The sequence below is a fragment of the Neobacillus sp. DHD-1R genome (assembly GCF_057747995.1).
Window position 1 is genome coordinate 4,108,084 of the sequence record NZ_CM173232.1, and the last position, 26,223, is coordinate 4,134,306.

The 26,223-nt window shown below is 38.9% G+C and carries 25 protein-coding genes and 1 rRNA gene; 9 read left to right on the top strand and 17 right to left on the bottom strand.

Features of this window, described 5'->3' with window-relative positions:
* Positions 1-44: 44 nt before the first annotated feature.
* Positions 45-1,594, bottom strand: a 16S ribosomal RNA gene (locus AC3ANL_RS20335).
* 285 nt (positions 1,595-1,879) lie between these two features.
* Positions 1,880-2,743, bottom strand: a complete 864-nt coding sequence (locus AC3ANL_RS20340; RefSeq protein ID WP_488326177.1) for a nucleotidyltransferase-like protein — start codon at positions 2,741-2,743, stop codon at positions 1,880-1,882.
* Between the two features lie 151 nt (positions 2,744-2,894).
* Here AC3ANL_RS20340 and AC3ANL_RS20345 point away from each other — a divergent pair, with 151 nt between their 5' ends.
* Positions 2,895-3,248 (top strand): YgzB family protein, encoded by a 354-nt coding sequence (locus AC3ANL_RS20345; protein WP_488326178.1) that lies wholly within the window; start codon positions 2,895-2,897, stop codon positions 3,246-3,248.
* A 65-nt stretch (positions 3,249-3,313) separates the two neighbouring features.
* Here AC3ANL_RS20345 and perR read toward each other — a convergent pair whose 3' ends face one another.
* Complete coding sequence (gene perR / locus AC3ANL_RS20350) at positions 3,314-3,751, bottom strand: peroxide-responsive transcriptional repressor PerR (RefSeq protein WP_488326179.1); 438 nt, start codon at positions 3,749-3,751, stop codon at positions 3,314-3,316.
* Between the two features lie 106 nt (positions 3,752-3,857).
* Positions 3,858-4,412 (bottom strand): cob(I)yrinic acid a,c-diamide adenosyltransferase, encoded by a 555-nt coding sequence (locus tag AC3ANL_RS20355; protein ID WP_488326180.1) that lies wholly within the window; start codon positions 4,410-4,412, stop codon positions 3,858-3,860.
* A gap of 333 nt (positions 4,413-4,745) precedes the next feature.
* Here AC3ANL_RS20355 and AC3ANL_RS20360 point away from each other — a divergent pair, with 333 nt between their 5' ends.
* Positions 4,746-6,419 carry a ribonuclease J gene (locus tag AC3ANL_RS20360; RefSeq protein WP_488326181.1) on the top strand — a complete coding sequence of 558 codons (1,674 nt, stop codon included), beginning with the start codon at positions 4,746-4,748 and terminating at the stop codon, positions 6,417-6,419.
* 149 nt (positions 6,420-6,568) lie between these two features.
* Here the strand turns inward: AC3ANL_RS20360 and bcp are convergent, their stop codons facing one another.
* The 5 genes from bcp to AC3ANL_RS20385 all read right to left on the bottom strand — a co-directional run bounded on the left by bcp (position 6,569) and on the right by AC3ANL_RS20385 (position 10,184).
* Entirely contained in the window at positions 6,569-7,042 is a 474-nt protein-coding gene (gene bcp, locus AC3ANL_RS20365; RefSeq protein ID WP_488326182.1) for a thioredoxin-dependent thiol peroxidase, read from the bottom strand.
* A gap of 74 nt (positions 7,043-7,116) precedes the next feature.
* The gene (locus AC3ANL_RS20370) at positions 7,117-7,509 is read right to left on the bottom strand and encodes an ion channel (protein ID WP_488326183.1); all 393 of its coding nucleotides are present in this window, start codon (positions 7,507-7,509) and stop codon (positions 7,117-7,119) included.
* A gap of 85 nt (positions 7,510-7,594) precedes the next feature.
* On the bottom strand, positions 7,595-8,380 hold the full coding sequence (locus tag AC3ANL_RS20375) for an ABC transporter permease (protein ID WP_488326184.1): 786 nt from the start codon (positions 8,378-8,380) through the stop codon (positions 7,595-7,597).
* 3 nt (positions 8,381-8,383) lie between these two features.
* Positions 8,384-9,175, bottom strand: coding sequence for an ABC transporter permease (locus tag AC3ANL_RS20380; protein ID WP_488326185.1), 792 nt, complete (start codon positions 9,173-9,175; stop codon positions 8,384-8,386).
* Positions 9,168-10,184, bottom strand: coding sequence for an ABC transporter ATP-binding protein (locus tag AC3ANL_RS20385; RefSeq protein ID WP_488326186.1), 1,017 nt, complete (start codon positions 10,182-10,184; stop codon positions 9,168-9,170). Before AC3ANL_RS20385 ends, AC3ANL_RS20380 begins: the two co-directional genes overlap by 8 nt.
* Before the next feature lie 160 nt (positions 10,185-10,344).
* On the opposite strand from AC3ANL_RS20385, the gene AC3ANL_RS20390 reads away from it, so the two are divergent.
* The 3 genes from AC3ANL_RS20390 to AC3ANL_RS20400 all read left to right on the top strand — a co-directional run bounded on the left by AC3ANL_RS20390 (position 10,345) and on the right by AC3ANL_RS20400 (position 17,683).
* Positions 10,345-11,640: a glutamate-1-semialdehyde 2,1-aminomutase gene (locus AC3ANL_RS20390; protein ID WP_488326187.1), complete on the top strand. Its 1,296-nt coding sequence runs from the start codon at positions 10,345-10,347 to the stop codon at positions 11,638-11,640.
* A 316-nt stretch (positions 11,641-11,956) separates the two neighbouring features.
* Positions 11,957-16,426 (top strand): glutamate synthase-related protein, encoded by a 4,470-nt coding sequence (locus tag AC3ANL_RS20395; RefSeq protein WP_488329785.1) that lies wholly within the window; start codon positions 11,957-11,959, stop codon positions 16,424-16,426.
* A gap of 177 nt (positions 16,427-16,603) precedes the next feature.
* On the top strand, positions 16,604-17,683 hold the full coding sequence (locus AC3ANL_RS20400) for an aromatic acid exporter family protein (protein WP_488326188.1): 1,080 nt from the start codon (positions 16,604-16,606) through the stop codon (positions 17,681-17,683).
* Between the two features lie 215 nt (positions 17,684-17,898).
* On the opposite strand, the gene ntdP is transcribed toward AC3ANL_RS20400, so the two are convergent.
* The 4 genes from ntdP to fabL all read right to left on the bottom strand — a co-directional run bounded on the left by ntdP (position 17,899) and on the right by fabL (position 20,253).
* A complete protein-coding gene (gene ntdP, locus AC3ANL_RS20405) occupies positions 17,899-18,429 on the bottom strand; it encodes a nucleoside tri-diphosphate phosphatase (protein WP_488326189.1) in 531 nt (176 codons plus the stop codon).
* A 190-nt stretch (positions 18,430-18,619) separates the two neighbouring features.
* Positions 18,620-18,877: a YgaB family protein gene (locus AC3ANL_RS20410; RefSeq protein WP_488326190.1), complete on the bottom strand. Its 258-nt coding sequence runs from the start codon at positions 18,875-18,877 to the stop codon at positions 18,620-18,622.
* 249 nt (positions 18,878-19,126) lie between these two features.
* Positions 19,127-19,432 (bottom strand): gamma-type small acid-soluble spore protein, encoded by a 306-nt coding sequence (locus tag AC3ANL_RS20415; protein ID WP_488326191.1) that lies wholly within the window; start codon positions 19,430-19,432, stop codon positions 19,127-19,129.
* 71 nt (positions 19,433-19,503) lie between these two features.
* The gene (gene fabL, locus AC3ANL_RS20420) at positions 19,504-20,253 is read right to left on the bottom strand and encodes an enoyl-[acyl-carrier-protein] reductase FabL (RefSeq protein ID WP_488326192.1); all 750 of its coding nucleotides are present in this window, start codon (positions 20,251-20,253) and stop codon (positions 19,504-19,506) included.
* Between the two features lie 199 nt (positions 20,254-20,452).
* Between fabL and AC3ANL_RS20425 the strand changes: the two genes are divergently transcribed.
* Positions 20,453-20,677: a hypothetical protein gene (locus AC3ANL_RS20425; RefSeq protein WP_488326193.1), complete on the top strand. Its 225-nt coding sequence runs from the start codon at positions 20,453-20,455 to the stop codon at positions 20,675-20,677.
* A gap of 172 nt (positions 20,678-20,849) precedes the next feature.
* On the opposite strand, the gene mutY is transcribed toward AC3ANL_RS20425, so the two are convergent.
* Positions 20,850-21,950, bottom strand: a complete 1,101-nt coding sequence (mutY, locus tag AC3ANL_RS20430) for an A/G-specific adenine glycosylase (protein WP_488326194.1) — start codon at positions 21,948-21,950, stop codon at positions 20,850-20,852.
* 122 nt (positions 21,951-22,072) lie between these two features.
* Here mutY and AC3ANL_RS20435 point away from each other — a divergent pair, with 122 nt between their 5' ends.
* Positions 22,073-23,053: a metal-dependent hydrolase gene (locus AC3ANL_RS20435; protein ID WP_488326195.1), complete on the top strand. Its 981-nt coding sequence runs from the start codon at positions 22,073-22,075 to the stop codon at positions 23,051-23,053.
* A gap of 31 nt (positions 23,054-23,084) precedes the next feature.
* On the opposite strand, the gene AC3ANL_RS20440 is transcribed toward AC3ANL_RS20435, so the two are convergent.
* A complete protein-coding gene (locus AC3ANL_RS20440; RefSeq protein WP_488326196.1) occupies positions 23,085-23,354 on the bottom strand; it encodes a YfhJ family protein in 270 nt (89 codons plus the stop codon).
* 128 nt (positions 23,355-23,482) lie between these two features.
* Here AC3ANL_RS20440 and AC3ANL_RS20445 point away from each other — a divergent pair, with 128 nt between their 5' ends.
* Positions 23,483-23,659, top strand: a complete 177-nt coding sequence (locus tag AC3ANL_RS20445) for a small, acid-soluble spore protein K (protein WP_488326197.1) — start codon at positions 23,483-23,485, stop codon at positions 23,657-23,659.
* A gap of 54 nt (positions 23,660-23,713) precedes the next feature.
* On the opposite strand, the gene AC3ANL_RS20450 is transcribed toward AC3ANL_RS20445, so the two are convergent.
* Positions 23,714-24,037: a YfhH family protein gene (locus AC3ANL_RS20450; RefSeq protein ID WP_488326198.1), complete on the bottom strand. Its 324-nt coding sequence runs from the start codon at positions 24,035-24,037 to the stop codon at positions 23,714-23,716.
* An 86-nt stretch (positions 24,038-24,123) separates the two neighbouring features.
* Between AC3ANL_RS20450 and AC3ANL_RS20455 the strand changes: the two genes are divergently transcribed.
* Positions 24,124-24,801 carry an SDR family NAD(P)-dependent oxidoreductase gene (locus AC3ANL_RS20455; protein ID WP_488326199.1) on the top strand — a complete coding sequence of 226 codons (678 nt, stop codon included), beginning with the start codon at positions 24,124-24,126 and terminating at the stop codon, positions 24,799-24,801.
* A gap of 583 nt (positions 24,802-25,384) precedes the next feature.
* Here AC3ANL_RS20455 and recX read toward each other — a convergent pair.
* Entirely contained in the window at positions 25,385-26,194 is an 810-nt protein-coding gene (gene recX, locus AC3ANL_RS20460; protein WP_488326200.1) for a recombination regulator RecX, read from the bottom strand.
* Between the last annotated feature and the right edge of the window lie 29 nt (positions 26,195-26,223).

Genomic DNA, 26,223 nt, shown 5'->3' on the forward strand with positions numbered 1-26,223 from the left:
GCGGTCAACTTCTTATCAGTCCGAAAGGACTGCATTATCCTTAGAAAGGAGGTGATCCAGCCGCACCTTCCGATACGGCTACCTTGTTACGACTTCACCCCAATCATCTGTCCCACCTTAGGCGGCTGGCTCCTTGCGGTTACCCCACCGACTTCGGGTGTTACAAACTCTCGTGGTGTGACGGGCGGTGTGTACAAGGCCCGGGAACGTATTCACCGCGGCATGCTGATCCGCGATTACTAGCGATTCCGGCTTCATGTAGGCGAGTTGCAGCCTACAATCCGAACTGAGAATGGTTTTATGGGATTGGCTAGGCCTCGCGGCTTTGCTGCCCTTTGTACCATCCATTGTAGCACGTGTGTAGCCCAGGTCATAAGGGGCATGATGATTTGACGTCATCCCCACCTTCCTCCGGTTTGTCACCGGCAGTCTCCTTAGAGTGCCCAACTGAATGCTGGCAACTAAGAACAAGGGTTGCGCTCGTTGCGGGACTTAACCCAACATCTCACGACACGAGCTGACGACAACCATGCACCACCTGTCACTCTGTCCCCCGAAGGGGAACGTCCTATCTCTAGGAGTGTCAGAGGATGTCAAGACCTGGTAAGGTTCTTCGCGTTGCTTCGAATTAAACCACATGCTCCACCGCTTGTGCGGGCCCCCGTCAATTCCTTTGAGTTTCAGCCTTGCGGCCGTACTCCCCAGGCGGAGTGCTTAATGCGTTAGCTGCAGCACTAAGGGGCGGAAACCCCCTAACACTTAGCACTCATCGTTTACGGCGTGGACTACCAGGGTATCTAATCCTGTTTGCTCCCCACGCTTTCGCGCCTCAGCGTCAGTTACAGACCAGAAAGCCGCCTTCGCCACTGGTGTTCCTCCACATCTCTACGCATTTCACCGCTACACGTGGAATTCCGCTTTCCTCTTCTGCACTCAAGTCCCCCAGTTTCCAATGACCCTCCACGGTTGAGCCGTGGGCTTTCACATCAGACTTAAAGGACCGCCTGCGCGCGCTTTACGCCCAATAATTCCGGACAACGCTTGCCACCTACGTATTACCGCGGCTGCTGGCACGTAGTTAGCCGTGGCTTTCTGGTTAGGTACCGTCAAGGTACCGGCAGTTACTCCGATACTTGTTCTTCCCTAACAACAGAGCTTTACGACCCGAAGGCCTTCATCGCTCACGCGGCGTTGCTCCATCAGACTTTCGTCCATTGTGGAAGATTCCCTACTGCTGCCTCCCGTAGGAGTCTGGGCCGTGTCTCAGTCCCAGTGTGGCCGATCACCCTCTCAGGTCGGCTACGCATCGTCGCCTTGGTGAGCCGTTACCTCACCAACTAGCTAATGCGCCGCGGGCCCATCTGTAAGTGTCAGCCGAAACCGACTTTCAGTTTTTCCTCATGTGAGGAAAAAGATTATCCGGTATTAGCACCGGTTTCCCGGTGTTATCCCAGTCTTACAGGCAGGTTGCCCACGTGTTACTCACCCGTCCGCCGCTAATCAACAGAAGCAAGCTTCTGTTGATCCGCTCGACTTGCATGTATTAGGCACGCCGCCAGCGTTCGTCCTGAGCCAGGATCAAACTCTCCAAGAAAGTTGATATAGCTCATAAATGTTACGTTGGCTTAGTTTCAAAAAGAAACTAATAATTTATTGTTTGTTGACGTTTTTGTTTGTTTAGTTTTCAAAGAACAATAACATTTAATCGCTCACAAGCGACTTTATTAATTTATCATAAAAGCCTTTGTGGTGTCAATACTTTTTTAAAAATAACCGTCACTCACGAAAGCTTTAAATAAATGTTCCGCAGCGACGGTTATTAATATACCAAGTATTTTTCAAAAGGTCAATACCTTTTATTGCTTTATTAAAATAATATTTAATTTGTTCGATAACATCTATGAAATAAACCATGTCCTTTTGTCTCAACATTCACTACTTCAATAATATGTTTTTCAATCAGATACTCAAGTAACACTGCCAGATCGACAGAGTAAGGAATTAATTCTTTTTCATTCATAATTTCATTAAACATCCAAAATTCTTTACCACTAAGTACTTCCAATAAATGTGCAGAACCAATATTTGTTCTAGAATGAATCATAAACTCACTCGCAAGGAACAAAAGTTCCAATCTCTTTTCTAGCGTTTCTTCACTATTAACAAGTTCTTCATATAATTTATAGATTTCTGGTTCTATTTGTTTTACTTGATGCCAAACTGTAAGCTCAGGGTGAAGACCATTTTCTATTACCGCTAATCTGGCAAGATGGTGTAAGGAATGAACTACATGGTTATATGCATCTAAAAATTGTTTACTCTCAAATAGTGCCTTCCCATCCACATATCGACGAATTAACTTTGCAAATTCAATGCCCATTTTTATTTTTCGGCCGTTAAAAGGAAAATCTCGTAGTTCAGTTTTTAAATTGGCCACGAATTCATTCCGATCAAAAAGTATCTTAGCTTCATGAATCCATTCAAATATTTTTCGGTTGGTACCTAGCAAGAGCCAATCCTGCAACAATTGTTCAGCAATAATATGCATGGCTGCCTTTTGGTTGTAATACGTATAATGCTTAATAAATAACGGCTGATCGGCTTCTTTAACAATAATTAATAATATGACATCAAATGAATCGGTTATATGACTTGATATTTGTTTTTTTTCAACCAACAAGACCCCAAGAGTATTAGATTGACTCGCCCGTTCTTGATAAATAGGCCGAAGGATGTCTTCCATTCATCATTCCTCCATTTTTTTCAGGTAGCATTATATGTTCGACATTGAGACCTAATTTCCTTCTTTCGTTTAAGACAATTTTCGACATTCCTATCGTAGCATTTTTTCAATGAAAATAAATATGGTATAGTTTGATGTAGGAGGGAGTAACATGGCAAAACAATCAAGTAAAATAAATAAAATCCGTACCTTTGCATTATCTTTAATTTTTATTGGTTTCATTGTTATGTATATTGGTATCTATTTTCGAACTTCACCTATTATCATGACCATTTTTATGCTTTTGGGTCTTCTGTTTATTATTGCGAGTACTGTGGTCTATTTTTGGATTGGAATGCTTTCAACCAAAACTATCCAAGTTAAATGTCCAAACTGTGGAAAAACCACAAAGATCCTCGGCAGAGTTGACATGTGTATGTATTGTCGTGAACCATTAACCCTAGATCCCCAACTCGAAGGCAAACAATTTGACGAATCGTATAATTCTAACAAGGCAAAAAAATAAAGAGGATGACTTAGACCATTGAGGCTTTTAGCCAAAAGGTTTAAGTCACCCTCTTTTTTATTTAATCAATGAACCTCTTTGCTTGCACATTCTGGACAGGATCCGTAAATCTCCATCCGGTGGGTATCAATTTTGAAGCCTGTCACATGGGAGGCAAGATGTTCCACCTCATCTAAGCCCGGATAATGGAAGTCAACAATTTTACCGCACTTATCACAAATAACATGATAATGATGCGATGTAACGAAATCAAAACGAGCTGATGCATCTCCATAAGTTAATTCTTTCACTAAGCCAACTTCACGAAATACTCGTAAATTATTGTAAACTGTTGCCACACTCATATTAGGAAATTTCCCTTCAAGGGCTTTGTAAATTTCATCTGCTGTAGGATGTGACATCGAGTTTATTAAATATTCAAGTATCGCATGACGTTGCGGAGTAATTCTAACACCTGTATCCTTCAGGGTATCCAACGCTTCTTTTAATTGATTCATCGTCATGCACCTTCTTTCTAAAATATATTATTAAATTATAATTGTTATAATTAATTTTACTAGGTATTTTGTACTTTTGTCAATATTATAAGCTAATTAACACTGAATACCCTCAACTATTTCCATGCAATGTTTGCTCATTGGCTCCTAATAAATAGTTCACATACCGGGCAGTCACAAACAATAAGTCAGATAATCGATTTAAATAGGCTAAAACTAGAGGATTGACATCTTCTCCCATTGTAACTACACACCTTTCCGCTCTCCTTGCTATTGTTCGCGCAACATGAAAAGCAGCCCCTGCTGGATGACCTCCCGGCAGGATAAAATTCGTTAATGCAGGCAGGGACAAGTCCCATTCATCAATTTGTTTTTCTAATTCTTCAATATCCACCATCGAAAGCGTCCACTTAACTTCTTTTCCCTTTGGGGTTGCCAATTCTGCTCCCACATGAAAAAGTTTTGTTTGTATTTTATGATATACAGTTTCAATTATTTCTTTCCCTTGAAAATTTTCAGGATTTAAATAACTCAATGCCAATCCGATCATAGAGTTGGTTTCATCGCAAGTCCCATAAGCTTCAACCCGTAAATCATTCTTGGCAACCCTTTGTCCGTATATTAGCGAGGTTATTCCTTTATCTCCCTTTTTGGTATAGATTTTCATAGATAATCCCCCCCTTATTTATATAAAATTACGCATGCAAAGTTTGAGTGTATATGTACTTTTCCAAAAAAATAAATATTTTCTTCATCATATCAACAGTATATATATATATTTAAAAAAATTGATATTTAAAATGTTTTTTTATACAAAAAAAAGGGCCACTAAGGACCCAAATATTTATCTGAGGAGGTATGCCCTAATAAAATGATATTCAAATGACTGGTTATTGCATTGGACAAATGCCTTTCCTATAAAAAATAGGCTTTTAAAAAGGCATCAAAGTGATACTAAGTGGGGATACTCTTATTATTTATTAAGAATCGGAGGATCAGGATGACTTCATCAGAACAAACGTTATCGATTTTTGCCTTAGGTGGCATAAATGAAATCGGAAAAAATATGTATGTGGTTCAATATGCAAATGATATCTTCATTATTGACTGCGGAGGTAAGTTCCCCGATGAAAGCCTTTTAGGTATTGACTTAATTATACCGGATATAACCTACCTCGAGGAAAATCAGGATAAAATACGGGCATTAATTGTGACACATGGACACGAAGACCATATTGGCGGAATTCCTTACTTTTTAAGAAAATTAAATGTTCCTATTTATGGTACTCGCTTTACACTCGGTTTAATCGAGTTAAAAGTAGATGAACACCGGCTTAAACGAGATACAACCCTCATTCCGATTGATTCTGAGTCAATATTAGAATTTGGACAAGTTCAAGTTTCCTTTTTCAAAGTAAGCCATAGCATTCCAGATTGCCTTGGCATTGTCTTTCATACACCTGAAGGAAACGTCGTCCATACCGGGGACTTTAAATTCGATTTAACCCCTGCTAATCATCAGTATTCAGATATACATAAGATGGCAAGTATCGGTCAACAAGGTGTCTTAGTGTTAATATCTGAAAGTACCAATGCAGAACGTAAGGGGCTAACGCCATCTGAACAAATGGTTAGTATTCATATGGAAGAGGCTTTTTTGAAAGCACAAGGAAATATTTTCATCTCGACCTTTGCTTCGAATGTAAATCGTCTTCAGCAAGTGGTTGAAGCATCCATTAAGACCAACCGGAAACTGGCATTGCTGGGACGGAGCATGGTTAATGTTGTATCTGTAGCAATTGAACGTGGTTATTTATATATTCCTGATGGAATGCTGATCGAGCCAAAAGAAGTAGATAAATACCCCGCTGGCAAGATAACTATTCTATGCACTGGAAGTCAAGGAGAGCCAATGGCTGCCCTTTCCCGTCTGGCGAGTGGAAACTATCGGGATGTGGTTATTTACCCTGGGGACACCGTTATTTTAGCCGCCTCACCAATCCCCGGCAATGAAAAGGACGTTTCTCGGATCATCGATAACCTCTTTCAACTTGGTGCGAAAGTTATTTATGGGTCTGGAAGTTCAACGGGTATGCACGTATCCGGACACGGCTACCAAGAAGATTTAAAGCTCATGCTTACCTTAATGAAACCAAGATACTTTATTCCCATTCATGGTGAATATCGAATGTTGCATCATCATCGGTTGTTAGGTGTATCGGTTGGGGTGGAGAAAGAAAATACGTTTATTATTAAAAATGGAGATGTCGTTGATATTAACAACCAAGTTGCACGACAAACTCGGTCCATTCTCGCAGGTGATACTTACGTAGATGGAATGGGTGTTGGAGACGTTGGTGACATTGTGTTACGGGACAGAAAGCAGCTTTCAGAAGATGGCATGCTTGTGATCGTGATTACGATTAATAAAACGGATCGAAAAATTATCTCAGGTCCCGATACGATCACACGAGGGTTCGTGTACGCAAGAAATTCAGATGATCTTCTAAAAGAAGTAAACCGACTTACCAAAAAAACGGTACATGACTTACAAGCTGATAATATTCGGCAATGGAATGTTATCAAACAAAATATAAAAAAATCAGTAGGACAATATTTATTTACACAAACGAAAAGAAAACCGATGATTCTCCCCATTATCATCGAAATATAAACTCGGCTAAGAAAAGTGAAGCTGCTAGACAATTCTCAAAGTCAATACTCATAAATTCTTATGATAGCAAAAAAAGGATGAGCAATGTCTCATCCTTTTTTTCAAATCCTTTAAGAAGATTTCTTTATAGTGCAGGATCTCTAAATAAATTATTTAGATAAATATTCCTTAACATACTGTAGTGCCTCTTCGACATGGCCTTTTACTTTTACCTTCCGCCAGTCTTTTACTAATTTACCTTCTTTATCTATAACAAAAGTTGATCTTTCAATTCCCATATACTCATTACCAAAGTTTTTCTTTAATTTCCAAACCTCATACATTTCAGCCACACGATGTTCTTCATCCACTAATAGTAAAAACGGTAAATTATACTTCTCAATAAATTTTTCGTGTTTTTCTTTAGGATCGGGACTTATTCCAATAATAATGCAATCTAAATCCGTAAAGCTTTTATGAAAGTCTCGAAAATCACATGCTTGTGTCGTACAGCCTGGGGTCATATCCTTTGGATAAAAATACAACACTACGTTTTTACCTCTAAAATCTGATAATTTAACAATTTCCCCATTGCTATCTTTTAATACAAATTCCGGAGCGAGTTGTCCCACTTCTATCGTCATATCAACTGAATCTCCTTTACATTCTTATAATTGTAAAGTTTAACCCATTCCACCATGATTTAATATTCAAATGCTTATTTTTCCCGATTTAACATGACCCTAGCTACAAAAGCAGCAGGCAGCGTATAGCCAATTAATGCCTCAATAACTGCTATAATTCTTCCTATTCCTTGTGGCAGTACATCTCCATTTCCCACTGAAAATAGGGTCATGGCACTAAAATAAAAACTCGTTTCAAAGATATTACTTTGAGAATGATGATTTACTTCTTTAAGTAACGGTGTGCCAATTAAGTTAAATAGAAGATAAATGAGACCAAAACCTAGAATGATGGTCAAGTAAACAGTTCCTAAATATAGGAAATTTTCAACCGAGACAATTTTCCCGCGAAGAGTGTTTGGAATAAAGAGAGTCCGCAAACTCATGAAGATGCAAAAAATAACAATTGGAAGCAAGAAATAGAACACGCCTACCACCCCTAATTTAAATCGCGTTATTCTATTCCTATGCAGGCTTGGACTATAAAATATCAAACAGTGTGTTTTCTATACTCTAATTCCCGGCACCTCGATATTTATTGACTCCCTGATTCCAAATCAGTACCGAAAGAGCAAAAAAGAGTACACCCATTACTGGTGTTAAAAATGAATACCAGAACCACTCTTTTTTTTCAAGAAAAAAAGCAGCAGGATACACACCCACAAAGGCAAAGGGCAGGATCCACGTTAACACGAAGGCAATTAATTTATTATAGATATTCACAGGATAGCGTCCATAATTACTAATATTGTACATCATTGGCATAAGCGACGTACGTGCATCCGCCCAAAAACTAATACACGCAAGCATAATGAATACACCGCCATAGACAAGCGCCCCACCAATTACAAACAAAATAAATAGGAAAGGATCATACCAATCAACATCTAGACCTAGCCTGCTGCCTGCATACAACATGACAGCCAGCCCTGTAATGGCACCAAATAAGGATTCAAGTTCCAGCCGTTCGAGAATGATTTGAAAAAGACTGTGAATCGGCCTCGTTAAGATTCGATCCAATTCTCCCTTAACAATATATCGTTCATTAAAGTCCCAAATATTAAAAAAGGCAGAAAAAAACGCATAGGGGACAAGAAAAAAGCCATAGATAAAAATAATTTCATCTCTGTTCCAACCGTGCAGGTAATTGGTATGTCCAAAGACCACTAAAATAAACACCAAGTTAATGGCCTGTGAAAGAAGATCCGAGAAAAATTCAACAAACAAATCGGCCCGGTATTGAAACCTTGTTTTTAAATATTGACCAATATATTGAACTAACATCGATACATAAAACACTGCTTACCCCCCTTGGATAATCAATTGTTTTTTTGCCAATTGCCATAGTAAATAAATCGGCAGGATTAAAATGATTACCCAAATAAATTGCTGCCCAATCGCTTCAATTGCCTGCTGATGGGAAAACCCCTTGGTAAAAATCATACTAGGAATATAGCTTATTCCTTGAAAAGGGAGATATTTCATGACCCCCTGCGCCCATCCTGGAAAGAAACTGATTGGCAAAAGAAGCCCCGAAAACAAATCGATGACAACGCGTTTCGCTCGAATCAAGCCTGCATTATTATATAGAAAGAAAGTAGTAATTCCCGTTAATAAATTAAGTTCGGTATTAATAAAAAAACTTAGTAGGATCGAGATCGTAAATAACCCCCATACACCTGGTTCCCAAGTAAATTGGATAGGAAAAACGAAATAAACAATGATAAGTCCCGGTGCTGAGAAAAAGAAAAGTCTAAATATCCCTTCCCCTAAACCCTGCATCGTCTTCATTCCTAGATAATTGTAGGGTCTGATTAATTCAATGGCTACTTTTCCTTCCATAATTTCTTGTGCCATTTCACGGTCAAGGTTATTGAAATAGAATGCTCTCGCCATCCAGGAAACCGCTACATAGGTAGTCATTTGAACGACCGAAAGCCCCTCAATTTGTTCCTTTCCACCATAAATAGCAGTCCACAAAAAGTAATAAGCACCAATATTAATACTATAAATGAGAATACCTGTATAATAATTTGTTCGATATGCCAGCATCATTAAAAAGCGGATTCTTATCATTTCTAAATATTTATCCAACTTCCACAGCACCCTTTTCATAAATATTTCGAATGATTTCTTCTGTTGAAGTTTCATTTATTTTTACGTCTTTAATTTTAAAGGCAGCAACAATTTTAGCAATAACCTGAGAAATAAGTTCATCACGGTCTTCCATGCTCGCTGTGAAAATTTGTCCCTTTTCATCCAGCTCCCATGCAACGGGTAACCCGCTCGTAATTTTCTGAACTGCAGCCATATCCACTTTTTCAAGAAATTGAAATTGAAGCTGTTTTTTATCGCCCCATTTTTCCTTCAATTCTTGCAGTGCCCCATCATAAATAATTTTTCCTTCATCAAGCATAACAACCCGCTCACATAATGCTTCAATATCTGACAAATCATGGGTTGTCAGTAGAATCGTAGTATTATATTTCTGGTTGATTTCCTTTAAGAATTCACGAATTTTTAATTTTACCAATACATCTAAACCAATCGTAGGTTCATCTAAAAACAGTAAGGGCGGGTTATGAATTAACGCTGCTGCAAGCTCGCAGCGCATTCTTTGACCAAGGGAAAGTTTGCGGACAGCCTTATCTAAAAGCGGCTCTATATCCAGTGTCCGTATAACATGGTTCATGTGGTCATCGTATTGTTCATCAGATACCTTATACACTTTTTTTAACAGGCGGAACGACTCTTGAACCGCAATATCCCACCATAATTGCGAACGCTGACCGAAAACGACACCAATCGTTTGTACAAATCTTTCCCGTTCTTTATGTGGATTCATCCCATTTACGATAATTTCTCCTGATGTAGGCGTTAAAATTCCCGTCAACATTTTTATAGTGGTTGATTTTCCAGCACCATTCTCACCGATATAACCAACCATTTCTCCTTTTTTTACCGTAAAATTAATATCATGTACGGCAGGAACAATTTTATAATTTCGCGTTAATAAATCCCTAAACGCCCCTTTTAATCCAGTACGACTCGAATAGGATTTAAACTCTTTTCGTAAATTTTTTACTTGAATGACATTTTCCATTTTGATTCCTCCTGTGCACAGCCCTAAAGAATTAGTTTAGCCAAATCGGATTTATAAAACAATACCCAGTATTTCTTCAAATTTTCTAAAATATCTATCAGGTAGAAGTCTACTAAAAAAGTGATAAAATAAGTAGATACGCATTTAAGGAGGAAAATTTATGCAATTTGCAAATTCGGAACGGTTACATAATGAAGCACTACAACATATTGTCGGCGGAGTAAACAGCCCATCAAGATCCTATAAAGCCGTCGGCGGTGGAGCTCCAATCGCAATGGAACGCGCACAAGGTGCTTATTTTTGGGATGTCGACGGTAATCAATATATCGATTACCTTGCTGCCTATGGTCCGATTATTACCGGCCATGCCCACCCACATATTACTGAAGCAATTAAACGTGCTGCAGAAAGCGGTGTTCTTTATGGCACCCCAACACCACATGAGGTCAAATTCGCCAAAATGTTGAAGGAAGCCATTCCTTCATTAGATAAGGTTCGTTTTACCAACTCGGGTACAGAATCGGTAATGTCTACAATCCGTGTTGCCCGTGCCTATACGGGTCGCGATAAAATCATCAAATTTGCCGGTTGTTATCATGGTCACTCAGATCTCGTCCTGGTTGCTGCCGGTTCTGGTCCATCCACTCTTGGTACACCGGATTCAGCTGGTGTTCCTAAAAGCATCGCCCAAGAAGTCATTACCGTCCCTTTCAATGATATCGAACCATATAAGGAAGCATTGGAAAAATGGGGCGACCAAATCGCTGCAGTCTTAGTTGAACCTATTGTGGGGAATTTTGGGATTGTTGAACCAAATCCCGGCTTTTTGCAGCAAGTTAACGACCTTACTCATGCTGCCGGTGCCCTCGTCATTTATGATGAAGTTATCACAGCATTTCGATTTATGTATGGCGGTGCCCAGGACTTATTAGGGGTTCAACCCGATTTAACTGCACTTGGAAAAATCATTGGCGGTGGTCTCCCAATTGGCGCATATGGCGGGCGTAAAGAAATCATGGATGAAGTCGCACCGCTTGGACCAGCATATCAAGCTGGAACGATGGCTGGAAACCCGGCTTCCATGCTGTCTGGTATTGCCTGCCTCGAAGTATTAAAACAAGAAGGCATTTATGATTATTTAGATCAGTTAGGTGCAATGCTTGAAGAGGGAATCTTAGCGGCTGCTAAGGAGTATAATATTCAAATTACCATTAACAGATTAAAAGGTGCACTTACCGTTTTTTTCACGAATGAAAAAATTGAAAACTATAAACAGGCAGAAAACACGGATGGCGAGATGTTTGCTAAGTTTTTTAAATTAATGCTGCATCAAGGAATTAATCTAGCTCCATCTAAATACGAAGCATGGTTTTTAACCATTGCCCATACAAAAGAGGATGTGGAAGCAACATTACATGCGGTAAGAAATGCATTTTCTTCACTTTTGACCGAATAATTATGCATTTTTTATTCACACTGGGGAGAGGAAAATACTCCCTTTTTTTAATATTTACAATTGAAAACGCTTCCATTAACATCTTTCTGTAATTTTTTCAACAATTCCCCTCCTTTCTTTTATCCAAATCCTTGTATATTTATTTGATTTCTGAAAATTCTTATGATACTATATATTATTATAGCTTTAAAACCATGTGATATAATGTCACATGGCGAAAATTTCCTTTTTATCACATTATAGACAAAGTTTTTTAATTTAATAGTATCATAGGAGGTGAAGCGGCTTTAGCGGTAAACCGATGAAGCCAAACAATATGTCACAAAACTGGACCCCTTCCCTATTTAAAGATTTCTATAAACAAGAACATGATGCATGTGGAATTGTTGCTTGCCTTGAAAAAAGCAAAATTCCGACAAGGAAAAATATTTTTGACTGCATTGATGCTCTTGTTACAATGAATCACCGTGCTGGTTTTATTAACGGCGAAGGTGATGGTGTCGGAATCCATATGGATATTCCAACCGAACTTTGGAAACAAAAATTGAACCAGGCAGGCCTTGACCCGCAACTTGCTGATAAAGAGGAATTTGCTGTCGGCCATATTTTCATTAGTCAAAAGGTCAACTGGAATACTACTAAACAAGAACTATTAAAAAAGCTTCAAGCCTATGACTTAGAACTAGTTTTTGAGACAAATAATGTTACAGACCAATCTGCTCTTGGCCCTATTGCCATTCAGGAAAATCCTGTTTTTTGGCAATTTGCCTGTCTTTCAGCAAAAAAAGGTCAAGAATTAAATAAAGTTCTTTTCGATGTCTTAATTGATTTTGAACTAAATGAGCATGTTCATGTGGCATCACTAAGTCAAAACCATGTTGTTTACAAAGTAATGGGTGCAGGGGATATTTTGCCCCGCTATTATCTTGACTTAGCAAACCCACTTGTCGCATCAACCATTACATTAGGTCATAATCGTTACTCTACTAATACCTTATCAAGCTTTTTCCGAGTACAGCCGTTTAGTGTTCTTGGCCATAATGGAGAGATTAATACAATTGCAAAACTTCGCGATGAGGCAAGAATGATAAGTGTACCATTAGTAAAGGACGGCAGTGATTCACAGGACTTAAGCCGTACCATGGAAACGTTAATTTGCCGCGATGGCTATACTTTATTTGAGGCTATGGATCTTCTATTCCCGCCAATTATAAATGAAATCAAGGCATATCCTGATCACAAGCAAGATTTATATACGTATCTTCGCGAGGCATGGGGACACTTTGCTCAAGGACCTGCGGGAATTATTTCTCGCTATGGTGATGAAGCAGTATTTAGTGTCGATGCACTTGGTCTTCGCCCGCTTTGGATGCTTGAAACTGAAAGTTCTTACCTATTTTCTTCAGAACCAGGGATCATTCCGTCCAGTGAATATGTTAACGACCCAAAACCATTAGCGCCAGGTGAAAAAGTTGGATTCAAATGGAATGGCGATAAATTGGATGTTTATGAGCAAGAACAATATCAAAGTGAAGTGTTTACCCGTTTTACGGATCGCTTAAACATAAGTGAATCAAGGTTACGTTTGCAGTCACCAGCATTGGCTAAGACCGTTACGATGAGTTATCCTGATAAAATTCATAACGGTCAATATAAGGCATTTGGCTGGGAACGAGATCATATTCAATTAATCGAACAAATGGCTGAAAAAGGAGTGGAACCAATCCGCTCGCTTGGACATGACGCTCCACTAGCAGCCCTTAATCCTGAACGTGTTAATATTGCCGACTATATTAAAGAAAGTGTCGCTGTTGTTACCAACCCAGCAATAGACCGTGATCGCGAAACAGAACATTTCTCGACTCGTGTCATAATTGGGAAACGACCTGCTTTATTTTCAAAAGAAGAAACAGGAGCGGTCATTGAACTCACTACTCCTCTACTATTAGAAGGAAAAGTTGGCTTCACTTGTTCAGAGGAAATTGGTCAGCCAAGTTTTGATCAAGTGGTACAACATTTTCAAGAGCAAAAACTAGCTGTCTATATTTCTACTACTTTTAATAAGGATGAAAATGTCGACAGTGCGTTAACTAGACTTGCAAATGAAGCCGTTCAAGCAGTCCAGGCTGGTAAATCGTTGTTAATCCTTGATGACGCAAAAGCTCATCAAGATGATTTCTATTGGATTGATCCGCTTCTTGTCACTTCTGCCATCGACCAAGCGTTAATGAAGGCTGAATTAAGAAGAGAATGTTCATTATTATTACGGTCCGCTGCGATTCGTTCGCTCCATGACATTGTTACTGCCTTTGGCCTTGGAGCAGATTTAATTAGTCCGTATTATATGTTCTTAACCGTTCTCGACGAAAATACAAAACCATTATTGAACCTTTATAGTGCATTAACAAAGGGATTAGAAAAAGTAATCTCAACTATTGGAATCCATGAGCTGCGCGGTTACGGCAGATTGTTCTCAAGTATTGGCTTACACGAAGATATTGCCAATGTTCTAAACATCGTAAACTTCTTTGGTTCAAAAGAGCTTGAAACTAATTTTGAAGCATTAAAGCAAGATGCCATTAAGAGAGCAGAAGATTACCAAAATGAGAAAGAAAGAGTCGGCAAAACCTTTCACCTCTTCCCTCGTATTTGGAAGGCCATTGGTGAAGTAGCAGCAACAGGGGATTACAGTGTTTATCGTGATAAAATCTCGGAACAAGAAACCGAGAATCCAACAACGATTCGCCATTTAGTTAATCTTAAAAAGAGCAATAAACAGATATCACCAACGGAAGTGGACATTCACGTAGGTGACCATGATTTACCGTTCCTTATTTCATCGATGTCCTTCGGTTCTCAAAATGAGACAGCATTTAGAGCCTACGCAGAGGGAGCAGATCGTTTAAATATGGTCAGCCTTAATGGTGAGGGTGGAGAAATCAAAGATATGCTCGGTAAATACCCGAAAACAAGAGGACAACAAATTGCCTCAGGCCGTTTCGGGGTCAATGCAGAACTGTTAAACTCTTCAAATTTACTAGAAATTAAGATTGGTCAAGGTGCCAAGCCTGGCGAAGGCGGTCACTTACCTGGTTCAAAGGTTACGGCCAAGGTTGCTGAAGCACGTAATGCCACACTCGGGTCTGATTTGATTTCACCATCAAACAACCATGATATCTACTCAATCGAAGATTTAGCACAAATGATTTTAGAATTGAAAACGGCAAATGATCAGGCAAAAATTGCTGTTAAAGTTCCAGTTGTACCAAATATCGGAACAATCGCTGTCGGTATCGCCAAAGCAGGTGCAGACATAATCACGTTAAGTGGTTTTGATGGAGGTACGGGGGCAGCAAGAATCCATGCCCTTCAGTATGTTGGCTTACCAGTTGAAATTGGCGTAAAGGCAGCCCATAATGCTCTATTAGAAAGTGGTCTTCGCCACAAGGTAGAAATCTGGGCTGATGGTGGAATGAAGAGCGCAATGGACGTCATGAAAATTATGCTTCTGGGCGCAAACCGAGTTGGATTTGGTACATTATCAATGCTTGCAATTGGATGTACTACTTGCCGCGGCTGCCATTTGGATACATGCCATGTGGGGATTGCCACTCAAATAGAATCTGAAGCACAAGCTAAAGAACACGGCCTGCGACGCTTCGTTCCAAGACAATTAGAATTAGCCGTTCAAGGAATTATGAATCTCTTTACTGCATTTGGATCGGAATTAAAAGAGCTTGCTTCTTCATTGGGAATCAAGAATTTACAAGATGCTGTAGGACATTCCGAATTATTAGAGCAAATAAATGGAGAGAACCAGCTCAGCCTCTCCTATCTATTGAAACCACTTGAAATCAGCCAGTTTGCAAAAACGGAAGCTTCAAAGTCTATCGAAGAAGTCCAAATGCAAGTGGCAGTTGGTGCAGAATATCTCGATGGAAGTGTGGATCAATTACACTCTTCTCGCGAATTTGAAAGTGTAACATCTGAACAGCGTGTTCTAGGAAGCCGCGTTTCTTGTCACCGTGTCCGCGGAAGACTCGATGGCTCTTATAAGCAGTTAGCGCCTGTACAGCTTAAATATAAAAATGGCTCTATCCCAGGTAACGGTTTAGGTGCTTATAATAGTGAAGGAATTGAGATTACGGTAAATGGCGGGGGTCAGGACGGTGTCGGAAAGACCTCCTTTGGCGGTAACATCCACGTTCTTAAGTCTAAAGGTAAGAATGGTCGTTATTTGAACGGTTCTGTTGGAAAAGGCTTTGGTTACGGTGCGCAAAAAGGTCTCCTTGTCGCACAAGGAAGTGCTGATGCCCGGGCCGGAATCCGCCTCTCTGGAGCTGATTTAATTATTGGCGGCGGAGTTAAAAAGCCACTTCCGGAAAAAGAAGCTGGTAACATCGGTGCCAATGCTAATATTAAAGGATTCGCCTTCGAATATATGACAAACGGACGCGGATTAGTGTTAGGTGACCCAGGTCCATGGATTTGTGCAGGGATGACCGGCGGTGTCATTTATGTACGCCATCAACCTGAAATGGGCTTAACGAAAGAAGCCATTCAAAGACGGGTAGCCAAGGGTGCCAAAGTATCTGTTGTGGATATTAACGAAAAGGGCAAACAAGATATAAATGAATTATTAGGCAAATATACAGATTTACTTGAGCAAAATGGTCAATTTGATGAAGCCAATCAGCTTCGTGACCTATTAGTTGACCCAGAAAATCACTTTATTCAAATCCTTCCTGTTAAAGAACAGGCTGATCCATCAGTATCAACTGAGTGATATGTAAAAGAAAAAACGTCCGCTAATTGGAGCGGACGTTTTTTCTTCCTACTAATTGGGTATCCATCGCATATAAATTAATAAAAATGTTCTTGATTATAATCTTTAATCCCTGTATAGTACATATTTGTTATTCATTGAATTCAATTACTAATTTTTGAAAGGAAACTATTCGAAATGAAGTTAGGTGCCCGCATTTTAAAAACGGGAATTGCCATTATCTTATCCCTTTACTTAGGTCAACTGCTGCATTCACCCTCCCCAGTATTCGCAGCGATAGCTGCTATATTTGCGATTCAACCAACCATTTATCGCTCTTATTTGACCATCATCGAACAAATTCAAGGAAACATTATTGGGGCCTTACTGGCGGTGGCTTTTGTACTTTTATTAGGAAATCACATCCTCATGATTGGATTAGCAGCCATTATTGTCATTATTATTAATCTTAAGCTTAAACTTGAGAATACGATTGGTCTTTCGCTTGTAACACTAATTTCAATTATGGAAACACAGAGTGGAAGTTTTATTCAGTTTGCCGGAATTCGATTCTCGACCATCATGATTGGGGTATTTTCGGCGTTTTTAGTCAATCTTGCCTTTATGCCGCCAAAATATGAAAATAAGCTTTATTTTAAAATCGTAAATACAACTGAGGAAATCATTAAGTGGATTCGCTTAAGTACACGCCATGACTATGATCATCAACTACTTAAGACAGATATTAAAAAATTCAAAAATAGTATAAATATTATGGATCAGTTTTATAAAATGTATAAAGAAGAGCGTAGTTATTTTCCAAAAAACAATCCCGAAAAATTGAGAAAACTTGTTATTTATAGACAGCTAAATTTAACCGCCAAAAAGGCACTTGATACGTTAAAAAGACTGCATCGATTTGAAAATGAATTGTTGCAGCTGCCAGAAGATTTTAAGCAATCCATCCAAGAACAGCTAGACGGTCTAATTTACCATCATGAACAAGTATTGCTTAGATTCATCGGAAAAATCCCAACACCTCCTCCAAACACAGAAGAAAATGATTACGTAAATGAAGCAGAGTTAGTTAACTTTTTTTTCCTAGAATATCAAAATGCAGCCACCGAGCAGAATCCGCATATCTATCATAGCATGCAGATTGTCGCATCTATTATTGATTATGGCGAACAGGTAGAACATCTTGATACCTTGATAACTAGCTTTCATTCCTATCATCACAATGAAGTTTCTATTGGAGAAGAAGAAATGAATAAATAATCGATGTCTCAAAGGGGTCTGACCCTTTATTATGGCCATCCGCTTTTTTTCAAGTTCCATTCGTTTACAAAGACAGACAAAAGGATGTCTCAAAAGGGTCTGACCTCACGTTTAACACTCATATATAGTCGCCTATAAGGAAAGTTCAGCGATATATTGAGGTTGTGGGGTCTGACCCTTTGTTTTGAGACATCCTCGAAATAAGTAAATTACGTCTAACGTCTGTACGTTAAATACCGTTCATACCATATATCAATAAAATCGGGAGCAAATGGGCCGTTACGCTGGCGAATCCACTGAATTAATTTGTCCACATTTCTTTTTAAAATTTGATCAATCACATCCGGATAATTCATCTCACGACGATGGCGTTCATACTCATCTTCGTCTAGTAAATTAAAGGTCATATCAGGAAACACCTTGATATCAAGGTCATAATCAATATACTTTAATGCTTCACCATCAAAAATAAATGGTGAACTGAGATTACAGTAATAATAAATGCCGTCTTCACGGATCATCCCAATTACATTAAACCAGTATTGTGAGTGGAAATAACAGATGGCAGGTTCCCTGGTAATCCATGTTCTGCCATCTGATTCTGTAACAAGTGTTCGATCATTTCCACCAATCACCAAATTCTGCGACCCTTTTAAAACGGTTGTTTCTTCCCAGACGCGATGGATGTGCCCATTGTGTTTATAGCTATGTATTTGCATTGGTTCACCTTCTATGGGTACTACCATGTTCTCCCCTACCTTCATTCCTGAACGCTTTGCACCTCTTCTAACTTATAATTAACAAGAAGAGGCAGCAAAGTAAAATTCCTATTTTCTATTATTATAACGGTAAACAACAGAATTTAAAACAAAAGAGCCATATTTCAATGGCTCTTTGTAAAATTTGCGTATTTTTTTCTCCTTTTTGTTTCAGAACCTAGTTGGAAGGAGCCAAGTTCATTTCGCGATAAGAATTAATTACCTCTTCTGTCTGCTGCTCAAAAATTAATTGAATTTCTTTTAGCTCTTTTTTCATTAGCTGAATATCGTTTTGAATGCTTTCTAGGTCTGTAGCTTTTTGCAGAGTTTGGAGCTCATCTTCTATTTGCTGACAACGCTCAAGTTCTGCTTGAAGATACAGTAATTTTTCCATTGTCACCATTTGTTCGGAAACTAATCGGTTAAAATGATTCATTTCCCTCACCGCCTTATTTTTTAGCTACTATATGTATTCTTGAACGATAGATTTTATCCTTTGACTACTTATGTAGACAAAAGAGAAGTTTTGTCGAATAAGAAAAGCGAAGGACACTAGCCGCTAGGGTGCTGGAGCTGGACAATAAGAAAAGCGGAAGCACCCGGTCAGCGGCGTATGGACTGGAACGCTTCTTCAAAAAAAGAAGGCACTCTTATTAAATAAGAGCACCTTCTTTTTTAGGTATTATTAGCTTTGACCAAATTGGCCGCTGCCTTGGTTTTTACGAGCTTGGGATTGTTGGTTTTGCTGTCTTACTTCTTGAGCATTTGTTTCGCTAGCGAATTCAGTTCCAAATTGACCTGCAGAACCGGCAGAACCTGCTGATTGAGCGTTTTGCTTTCTTACTTCTGCAGCATTTGTTTCACTAGCGAATTCAGTTCCAAATTGACCTGCTGAACCTGCTGAACCAGTTGATTGAGCATTTTGTTGTCTAACTTCCTGGATATTAGTTCCAGCTGAAGTCTTGTTTGGCTGTTGGTTGAAGTTTGCCATAGTAATCACCTCCACGAGATTAATGTATCCTTCATCCGTGGTGATTATCCAAAAAAATTATATAAAAATAATTAAACGAGTAACGAAATTCCACCATCAACAATGATAGTTTGCCCTCTGATCATACTTGACTCTTCAGCTAAAAGGAACATAACACAATTAACCATATCTTCAATCTCAACCATTTTTCCAGCTGGCGTTTTTTTCCTTGCTTCTTCAAGCAATTCTTCTCTATTAGGGAAATGCTTTAATGCTTCGGTATCAACGGCCCCACCGGAAACTGCATTGACAATAATATTCTTAGGTGCTAATTCTACTGCCAAATATCTTGTCAACGCTTCTAGTGCAGCTTTAGAGACACCAACAACTGTATAATTTTCTAAATAACGAATTGACCCGAGTGAACTAATGCTGACAATTTTACCTCCATCGTTTCTTTCCATCAATTTTGCCGCTTCTTGGGCACAGAATAACAGGGCTTTGCTATTGATATTTAAAGTCCAATCCCAATGGGACTCTTCTAGTTCCATGATGGGCCGTTGAACGCCTGATGCAGCATTATTCACAAATACATCCAGACGGCCAAATTCCTGGTCAATTTGGACAAACATATCTCTTATTTTAGCCACATCACCAACGTTTGCTTTTACCACTAGAACCTTTCTGCCAATAGCCTCGATTTGTTCGGCAACCTCAAGGGCTGATTTCTTACTTCTCGCGTAATTAATAACTATGTCATATCCTGCTTCTGCTAAACGGATTGCTGTGGCCCTGCCAATTCCTCTACTGCTTCCTGTAATTAGTGCTACTTTTTGTGTCATGTTCCTTTTCCCTTCTTATTTTAAATATCTAATTTTAATATAATAAAAATTGATTATATCCAGCTTCAACACCAGAAACAAGTGGATTTCTGTTAATGGAAGCTTTGGCTTTTCATTTCATTTTAGCTTTTCCGTGAATAGAAGACAATTAATATAAAACACTAATGTCAAATACTCATTAAGAGGAGGAAAAGAAATTATGTATGTTGGACGTGATATGACTGAACTTTCAATGATGTCAAAAACGGATTGGCAGGATAGCGAACTTGCTTTTTTCCATCATTCTTTACAGCAAATTGCTCCATATTTAAATAGCGAAGGGCAGTCCATTCATCGAGAAATCATTGAAGAAATAGAAAACCGCGGGGGCATAAAACGCCAAGAAGCTGACTATACTCACGGGACAAAAACGGTCTATGATTGATTATGACTTGGGTATCTGTACCTTTCAACCTAATTTTTCAAGAATAGTTTAAAGAAGTGATAAAAAATCAAAGGGTCTTCCCCACATAACCTCAATTTGTCGCTGAGCCTTTCCCAATATGCGACTATATATCGAGTGTTAAATTCTGACCAGACCCTTTTGAGTCTTTCTTTTACTTCTTTAAATACTCTTGATAGAGTTTAATCATTTTTTGATAAGAGACAGGGAAGGCATATTGTTCCATTTCTTCTAAGGACACGAGCTTCCAGTCTTCCCTTTTCCCTAACGGAGCTGATATTGTTCCTGAATAGACATTAATATTCCAAACCAAGTGTGAAAAAACATGGTCAAGTTGGCCGATGATTTTTTCAAGTTTACTTTCTAAATTTAGATTCTGTTTAAAAAGAGCAGCCACATGTTCGCGGTTGCTTTGTATTTCATGATGAATTTCGACATTAGGAAATTCCCATAAATTCGCAAGCAACCCAGTTGCGGGGCGTTTATGAATCAAAAATTTTCCAGAGGGATCTGTTAGGACTGCCGCTGCGAGTTGAACATCACGGGTTTTTGACTTTTTCGTTTTTATTGGCAGTTCATTTTCCGCTCCTTCATGAAAAGCTTGGCAATAATCACGTACTGGACATAATAAGCAGGAAGGCGAGGTAGGCGTACAAATTAATGCCCCTAATTCCATTAATGCTTGGTTAAATGAAGATGGGTCTTCATGCGAGATCAATTCACGAACGGCTTGTTCAAAAATTTTTCGAGTTGAAGGTTTTGCGATGTCATCCCAAATTAATAAGATTCGGGATAACACCCTCATCACATTTCCGTCAACGGCTGGCTCTGGTTTTCCATAGGCAATACTTAATATAGCCCCTGCTGTATAGGGCCCTACTCCCTTAAGGTCGGCAATTTCCTTTGGTGTATTTGGCACGGTTCCGTTATATTTCTCCCTTACCTCTTTCACAGCAGTTTGGAGATTTCGGACCCTTGAATAATAGCCTAATCCTTCCCAAGCTTTCAGTACTTTATCTTCCTCGGCATCAGCCAAAGCATCGATCGTCGGAAACCAATCAATAAATCGATTAAAATAGGGTATTACTGTATCAACTCGTGTTTGCTGCAGCATGATTTCAGAAACCCAAACCTTGTAGGGATCCTGATCTTTCCGCCACGGCAAATCACGTTGTTCCTGTTTGAACCAGGAAATTAAATCAGCTTGAAAAGCATATATATTGATTTTTTCAGCATACTCATGTTCAATTATCATAACTTTTATTCCTCCAGCTTGTTAAACAATACGAAAAAAGGGAAAATAATAATTAGCATTTTCGTTTACGATAATCTATATTGGCTTTTTTGACAAGAACCTATTAAAGGAGGAATTGCCTTTTGGATACAGGAACACATATTGTAATGGGAATTGCCCTTGGTGGTCTTGCAACGCTGGATCCTGCAGTAGCTGGCAGCCATGCTACTATGACAAGCGTATTAATTGGCACAATAGTCGGTTCACAAATACCAGATATTGACACGATTTTAAAATTGAGAAATAATGCGATATACATTCGGAATCATCGTGGGGTTACTCATTCCATACCTGCTGTATTATTATGGCCGCTCTTTATTATAGCAGTTGTCTATCCTTTTTTTCCTTATGCAAATCTATTGCATTTATGGGCTTGGACGTTTGCAGCGGTGTTTATTCACGTATTTGTTGATATTTTTAATGCCTATGGTACTCAAGCACTGAGACCCTTTTCAGCTAAATGGGTGGCTCTCGGGATGATCAATACATTTGATCCGTTCATCTTCGGCATTCACGTTTTCGGTATTATTATCTGGGTTTTAGGAGCAAACCCCGGTGCAACATTTTTAATAATGTACGCGGTCATTATCGCCTATTACATCAGGAGATATCTTGCTAAGAAAAGGGTTCTGGTTGAGATTAGAACTATAATCCCAGATGCTACAGAAATCATTATTGCTCCGACAATGCGATTTCATCAATGGAGAATTGCTGCCATGAATAAGAAAGAATTCTTCGTTGGGAGGTCTGTTAAAAACAAGGTAGAAATACTGGATCGGTTTATTCGTATTCCTGTACCTAAAACACCAGTAATAGAAGCTGCTAAAAAGGATAAGAATCTTTCAGCGTTTTTATCTTTCTCTCCTGTTTACCGCTGGGAAGTGGATGAATACAACGATTATTATGAAGTACGGTTTATTGATTTACGCTACCGAAGTAATGGCCACTACCCGTTTGTTGCCGTTGTTCAACTAGATCGTGACTTACATCCCATTAGTTCCTATACAGGCTGGGTATTTAGTGAAAAGAAATTAAGGAAAAAATTAAGGATTATTTCGAATTAAGAAAAGGACTCCCTCAAGGAGCCCTTTTTCGTTAATGTTGGTTATTTGATTCCTCAGATAAAAATTTCTTATATTTAGGATTTGTGGCAACGAATTCATGCAGCTTATCACCATAATTTTCAATCCATTGGGTGACAATTCTTTCTGCCATTTCACTGCCCTTATACTCCCAGCCAGCTTTCGCATAGGATGATTCGAAGTCCTCCCATAACAGCTCCACCCATGTTCGAGCCTGGTCATAGGAAAGATTATTGTTCTTATCCATTAACATTTTTATTAGTCTTTCGTGATACTCATTCATAAACACACCTCATTACCATTTTCTTATAACATATCCCTCATGAAAAGCGCAAATACTATCGGTACGTGGTAAGCATTGAGAATGCTTTGCTTTTCACGTTTTTCTCATTCCCTAAATGGAGGTACAGCATGAGAAACAAAGAAACGAATTTCCCTAACCAAAATAATAACAAACTTGAGGGAGAACCGAGAGCAAAGGCAGAATATGCTTCAAAACGAGCAGATGGTACCATTAATACACATCCACAAGAGCGGATGCGGGCCTCAGGTGAACGCGATGATGAATCACCACAGGTATGGCAATAAAGCAGCAGCAAACAAGCCAGAGAGAAATCTCTGGTTTGCCCCATTAGACATTGATTATTTTAATGACTTTAATAAGGAGATGGGCAAGGCCTCTTCTTTGCCATCACCATTTAATCGATATCCCCACGCAAAAACACCATTCATATAATCAATTTTGAAATATTGGCCTGGATCACCTTCGATTTCATAAATTTCCCCGGGTGTAAACGAATCAGGATCTGTTAAATAAGCTCGAGCCATTTGTACCTTTCTTTCAAGAACAGCAAACTCATTCACCATTCCCATTTGCTCGGCCTTTCTAGCCTTTTCTTGTAGTTCAGCAATTTCTTGTCTTAATTCATGGTGGGTCATTTCACTGTACCGTTTTTCCAGCTGCATGTTTTCTCTCCCCTTAAGTTCTTTATTTTAGTATAGTAAGAATTGAACAATTAATAAAGGTTAAACTTATTTAAAGGAGTAATATAATGAAATCAATCATTATCACTGGAGCTGGGTCTGGTTTAGGTAAAGAATTAGCTCTTCTTTTTTCACAAAAGGGCTTTCATATTTTGTTAGCAGGCAGAACGGTTGGAAAATTAACGGATGTAAAACAGGAAATAGAAACGGTTGACGGAAAAGCAGATATCCTTTCATTAGATATCCGTAACAATGAAGACATTGAAAATAAAATGAAAGAAATCCTCCATAAATACGAAGTTTTCGGATTGGTCAATAACGCAGGTGTCGGACATTTTGGTCCATTTATAGAAGCAGAGATCCAGCAGGTTAATGAGATGGTAGAAACCAATGTATTAGGAACTATTTTGATGACAAAAGCCGTCATCCCCGCCTTAAAGCAGAGTGGCGATGGGTTGGTAATGAATATTATCTCCACTGCAGGCCTGCGTGGTAAAATCAATGAAGCAGTATATGCAGCAAGCAAGTTTGCTGTCAGGGGATTTACGGAAAGCTTGCAAAAAGAATACGCAGGCAGTGGAATGGCGTTTAAGGCCGTTTATATGGGCGGCATGGATACCCCATTTTGGGATGAAAGTACACACATTAAGGACAAATCACGATTACGATCTGCCAAAGAAATCGCAGAAATAATAATGGCTCAAATCGATCAGGATTCGATTATCATTGATAATAAAAACTCATGACGGATTTGGTTTTATAGTGTGAATGGTTACAAGGTTTATCGTGTTGGCTACTTGAATTTTTTTAATTCAATCTCAGTCGTCAATTAGAGCTATTGAGGACAAAAACTGCCATGAAACGAGGAAAGATGTCCTCAATAGAGGCTATTGAGGACAAACCTCTCATGGTTAGTGATGAAACTGTCCTCTATAAGGGCTATTGAGGACAAACCTTGCATGGTTAGCGGGGAAACTGTCCTCTATAAGCGCTATTGAGGACAAACCTCACATGGTTAGTGGTGAAAATGTCCTCTATAAGCGCTATTGAGGACAAACCTCTCATGGTTAGTGATGAAACTGTCCTCTATAAGGGCTATTGAGGACAAAACTCACATGGTTAGCGGGGAAACTGTCCTCAATAAGGGCTATTGAGGACAAACCTCACATGGTTAGCTAGAAAAATGTCCTCAATATGCAGGGCTCTGGCGAACAAAGACTTATTTGAAATGTCCAGTGAATTTAGTGGTGAAAAACTTGCGAATTAAATAGTGATTTAACTTGTGTTTGAATGTTTTGCACCTCACAAGTGAACTCATGACGCATTTGGTCATGAGTTTTCTTTTTCTGTCAGATAACGTTCAATCAGATCCATTGAAAAACCTTTACGGAATAAAGTCTGTTTCATTTTTTGCTGATACTCATACCCGGAGTATTGAGCATATTTCCTGTGGGCCTTTTCACCTTGAAATCTAATAGCTTCCATTTCCTCATCGTCCTGTTTAGGAACTTCCGTTTCATTAATAGCTATCTCAATGATTTCAAAAGAATATCCTTTTCTAAGTAGTAAATTTTCCAGCTTTTGTTTTTGGGTTTTAAGTGATTCTTTAGCATTCTTTTGAAAAAACTTTTCACTGATTTTCACCGCTTTCTCAATCTGTTGCTCTAAAGAAAATTCCTCCAGTGCCCGAAGGAGAAGGCCCTCGGCAATTCCCTTTTCCTTTAATTCCCTTTTAATGACAGTAGAGCCCTTATCCGTTGTATTTACTTGTGTCCGCACATAGGCAATAGCAAATTCTTGGTCATTGATATACTTTTGGGCAGACAATTTATGTATTACTTCCTCAATGATAGGCTCATCTATTTCTTTTTTAATCAGATAATCCATTATTTCCTTTTCGGATCTCATTCTTCTTGCCAAATAATTAACAGCTAGGTTGTATGCTTTTCGAATATCGTCTTGGTATTGAATTTCCAAGAAAGAAAATTCATCAAGTTCCATTCCTTTTTTTAATTGAAACTTAATTAAAACATCACTATCAACACTAAAAGCAAATTCTTCACCTTTACCATAATCGATAAACACATTAAAACGATCTTGATTTTTCTGTTGTGTGGTGATTTTTGTAATAACGGCCATATCGTTCACCTCAAACCTACTTTACCATA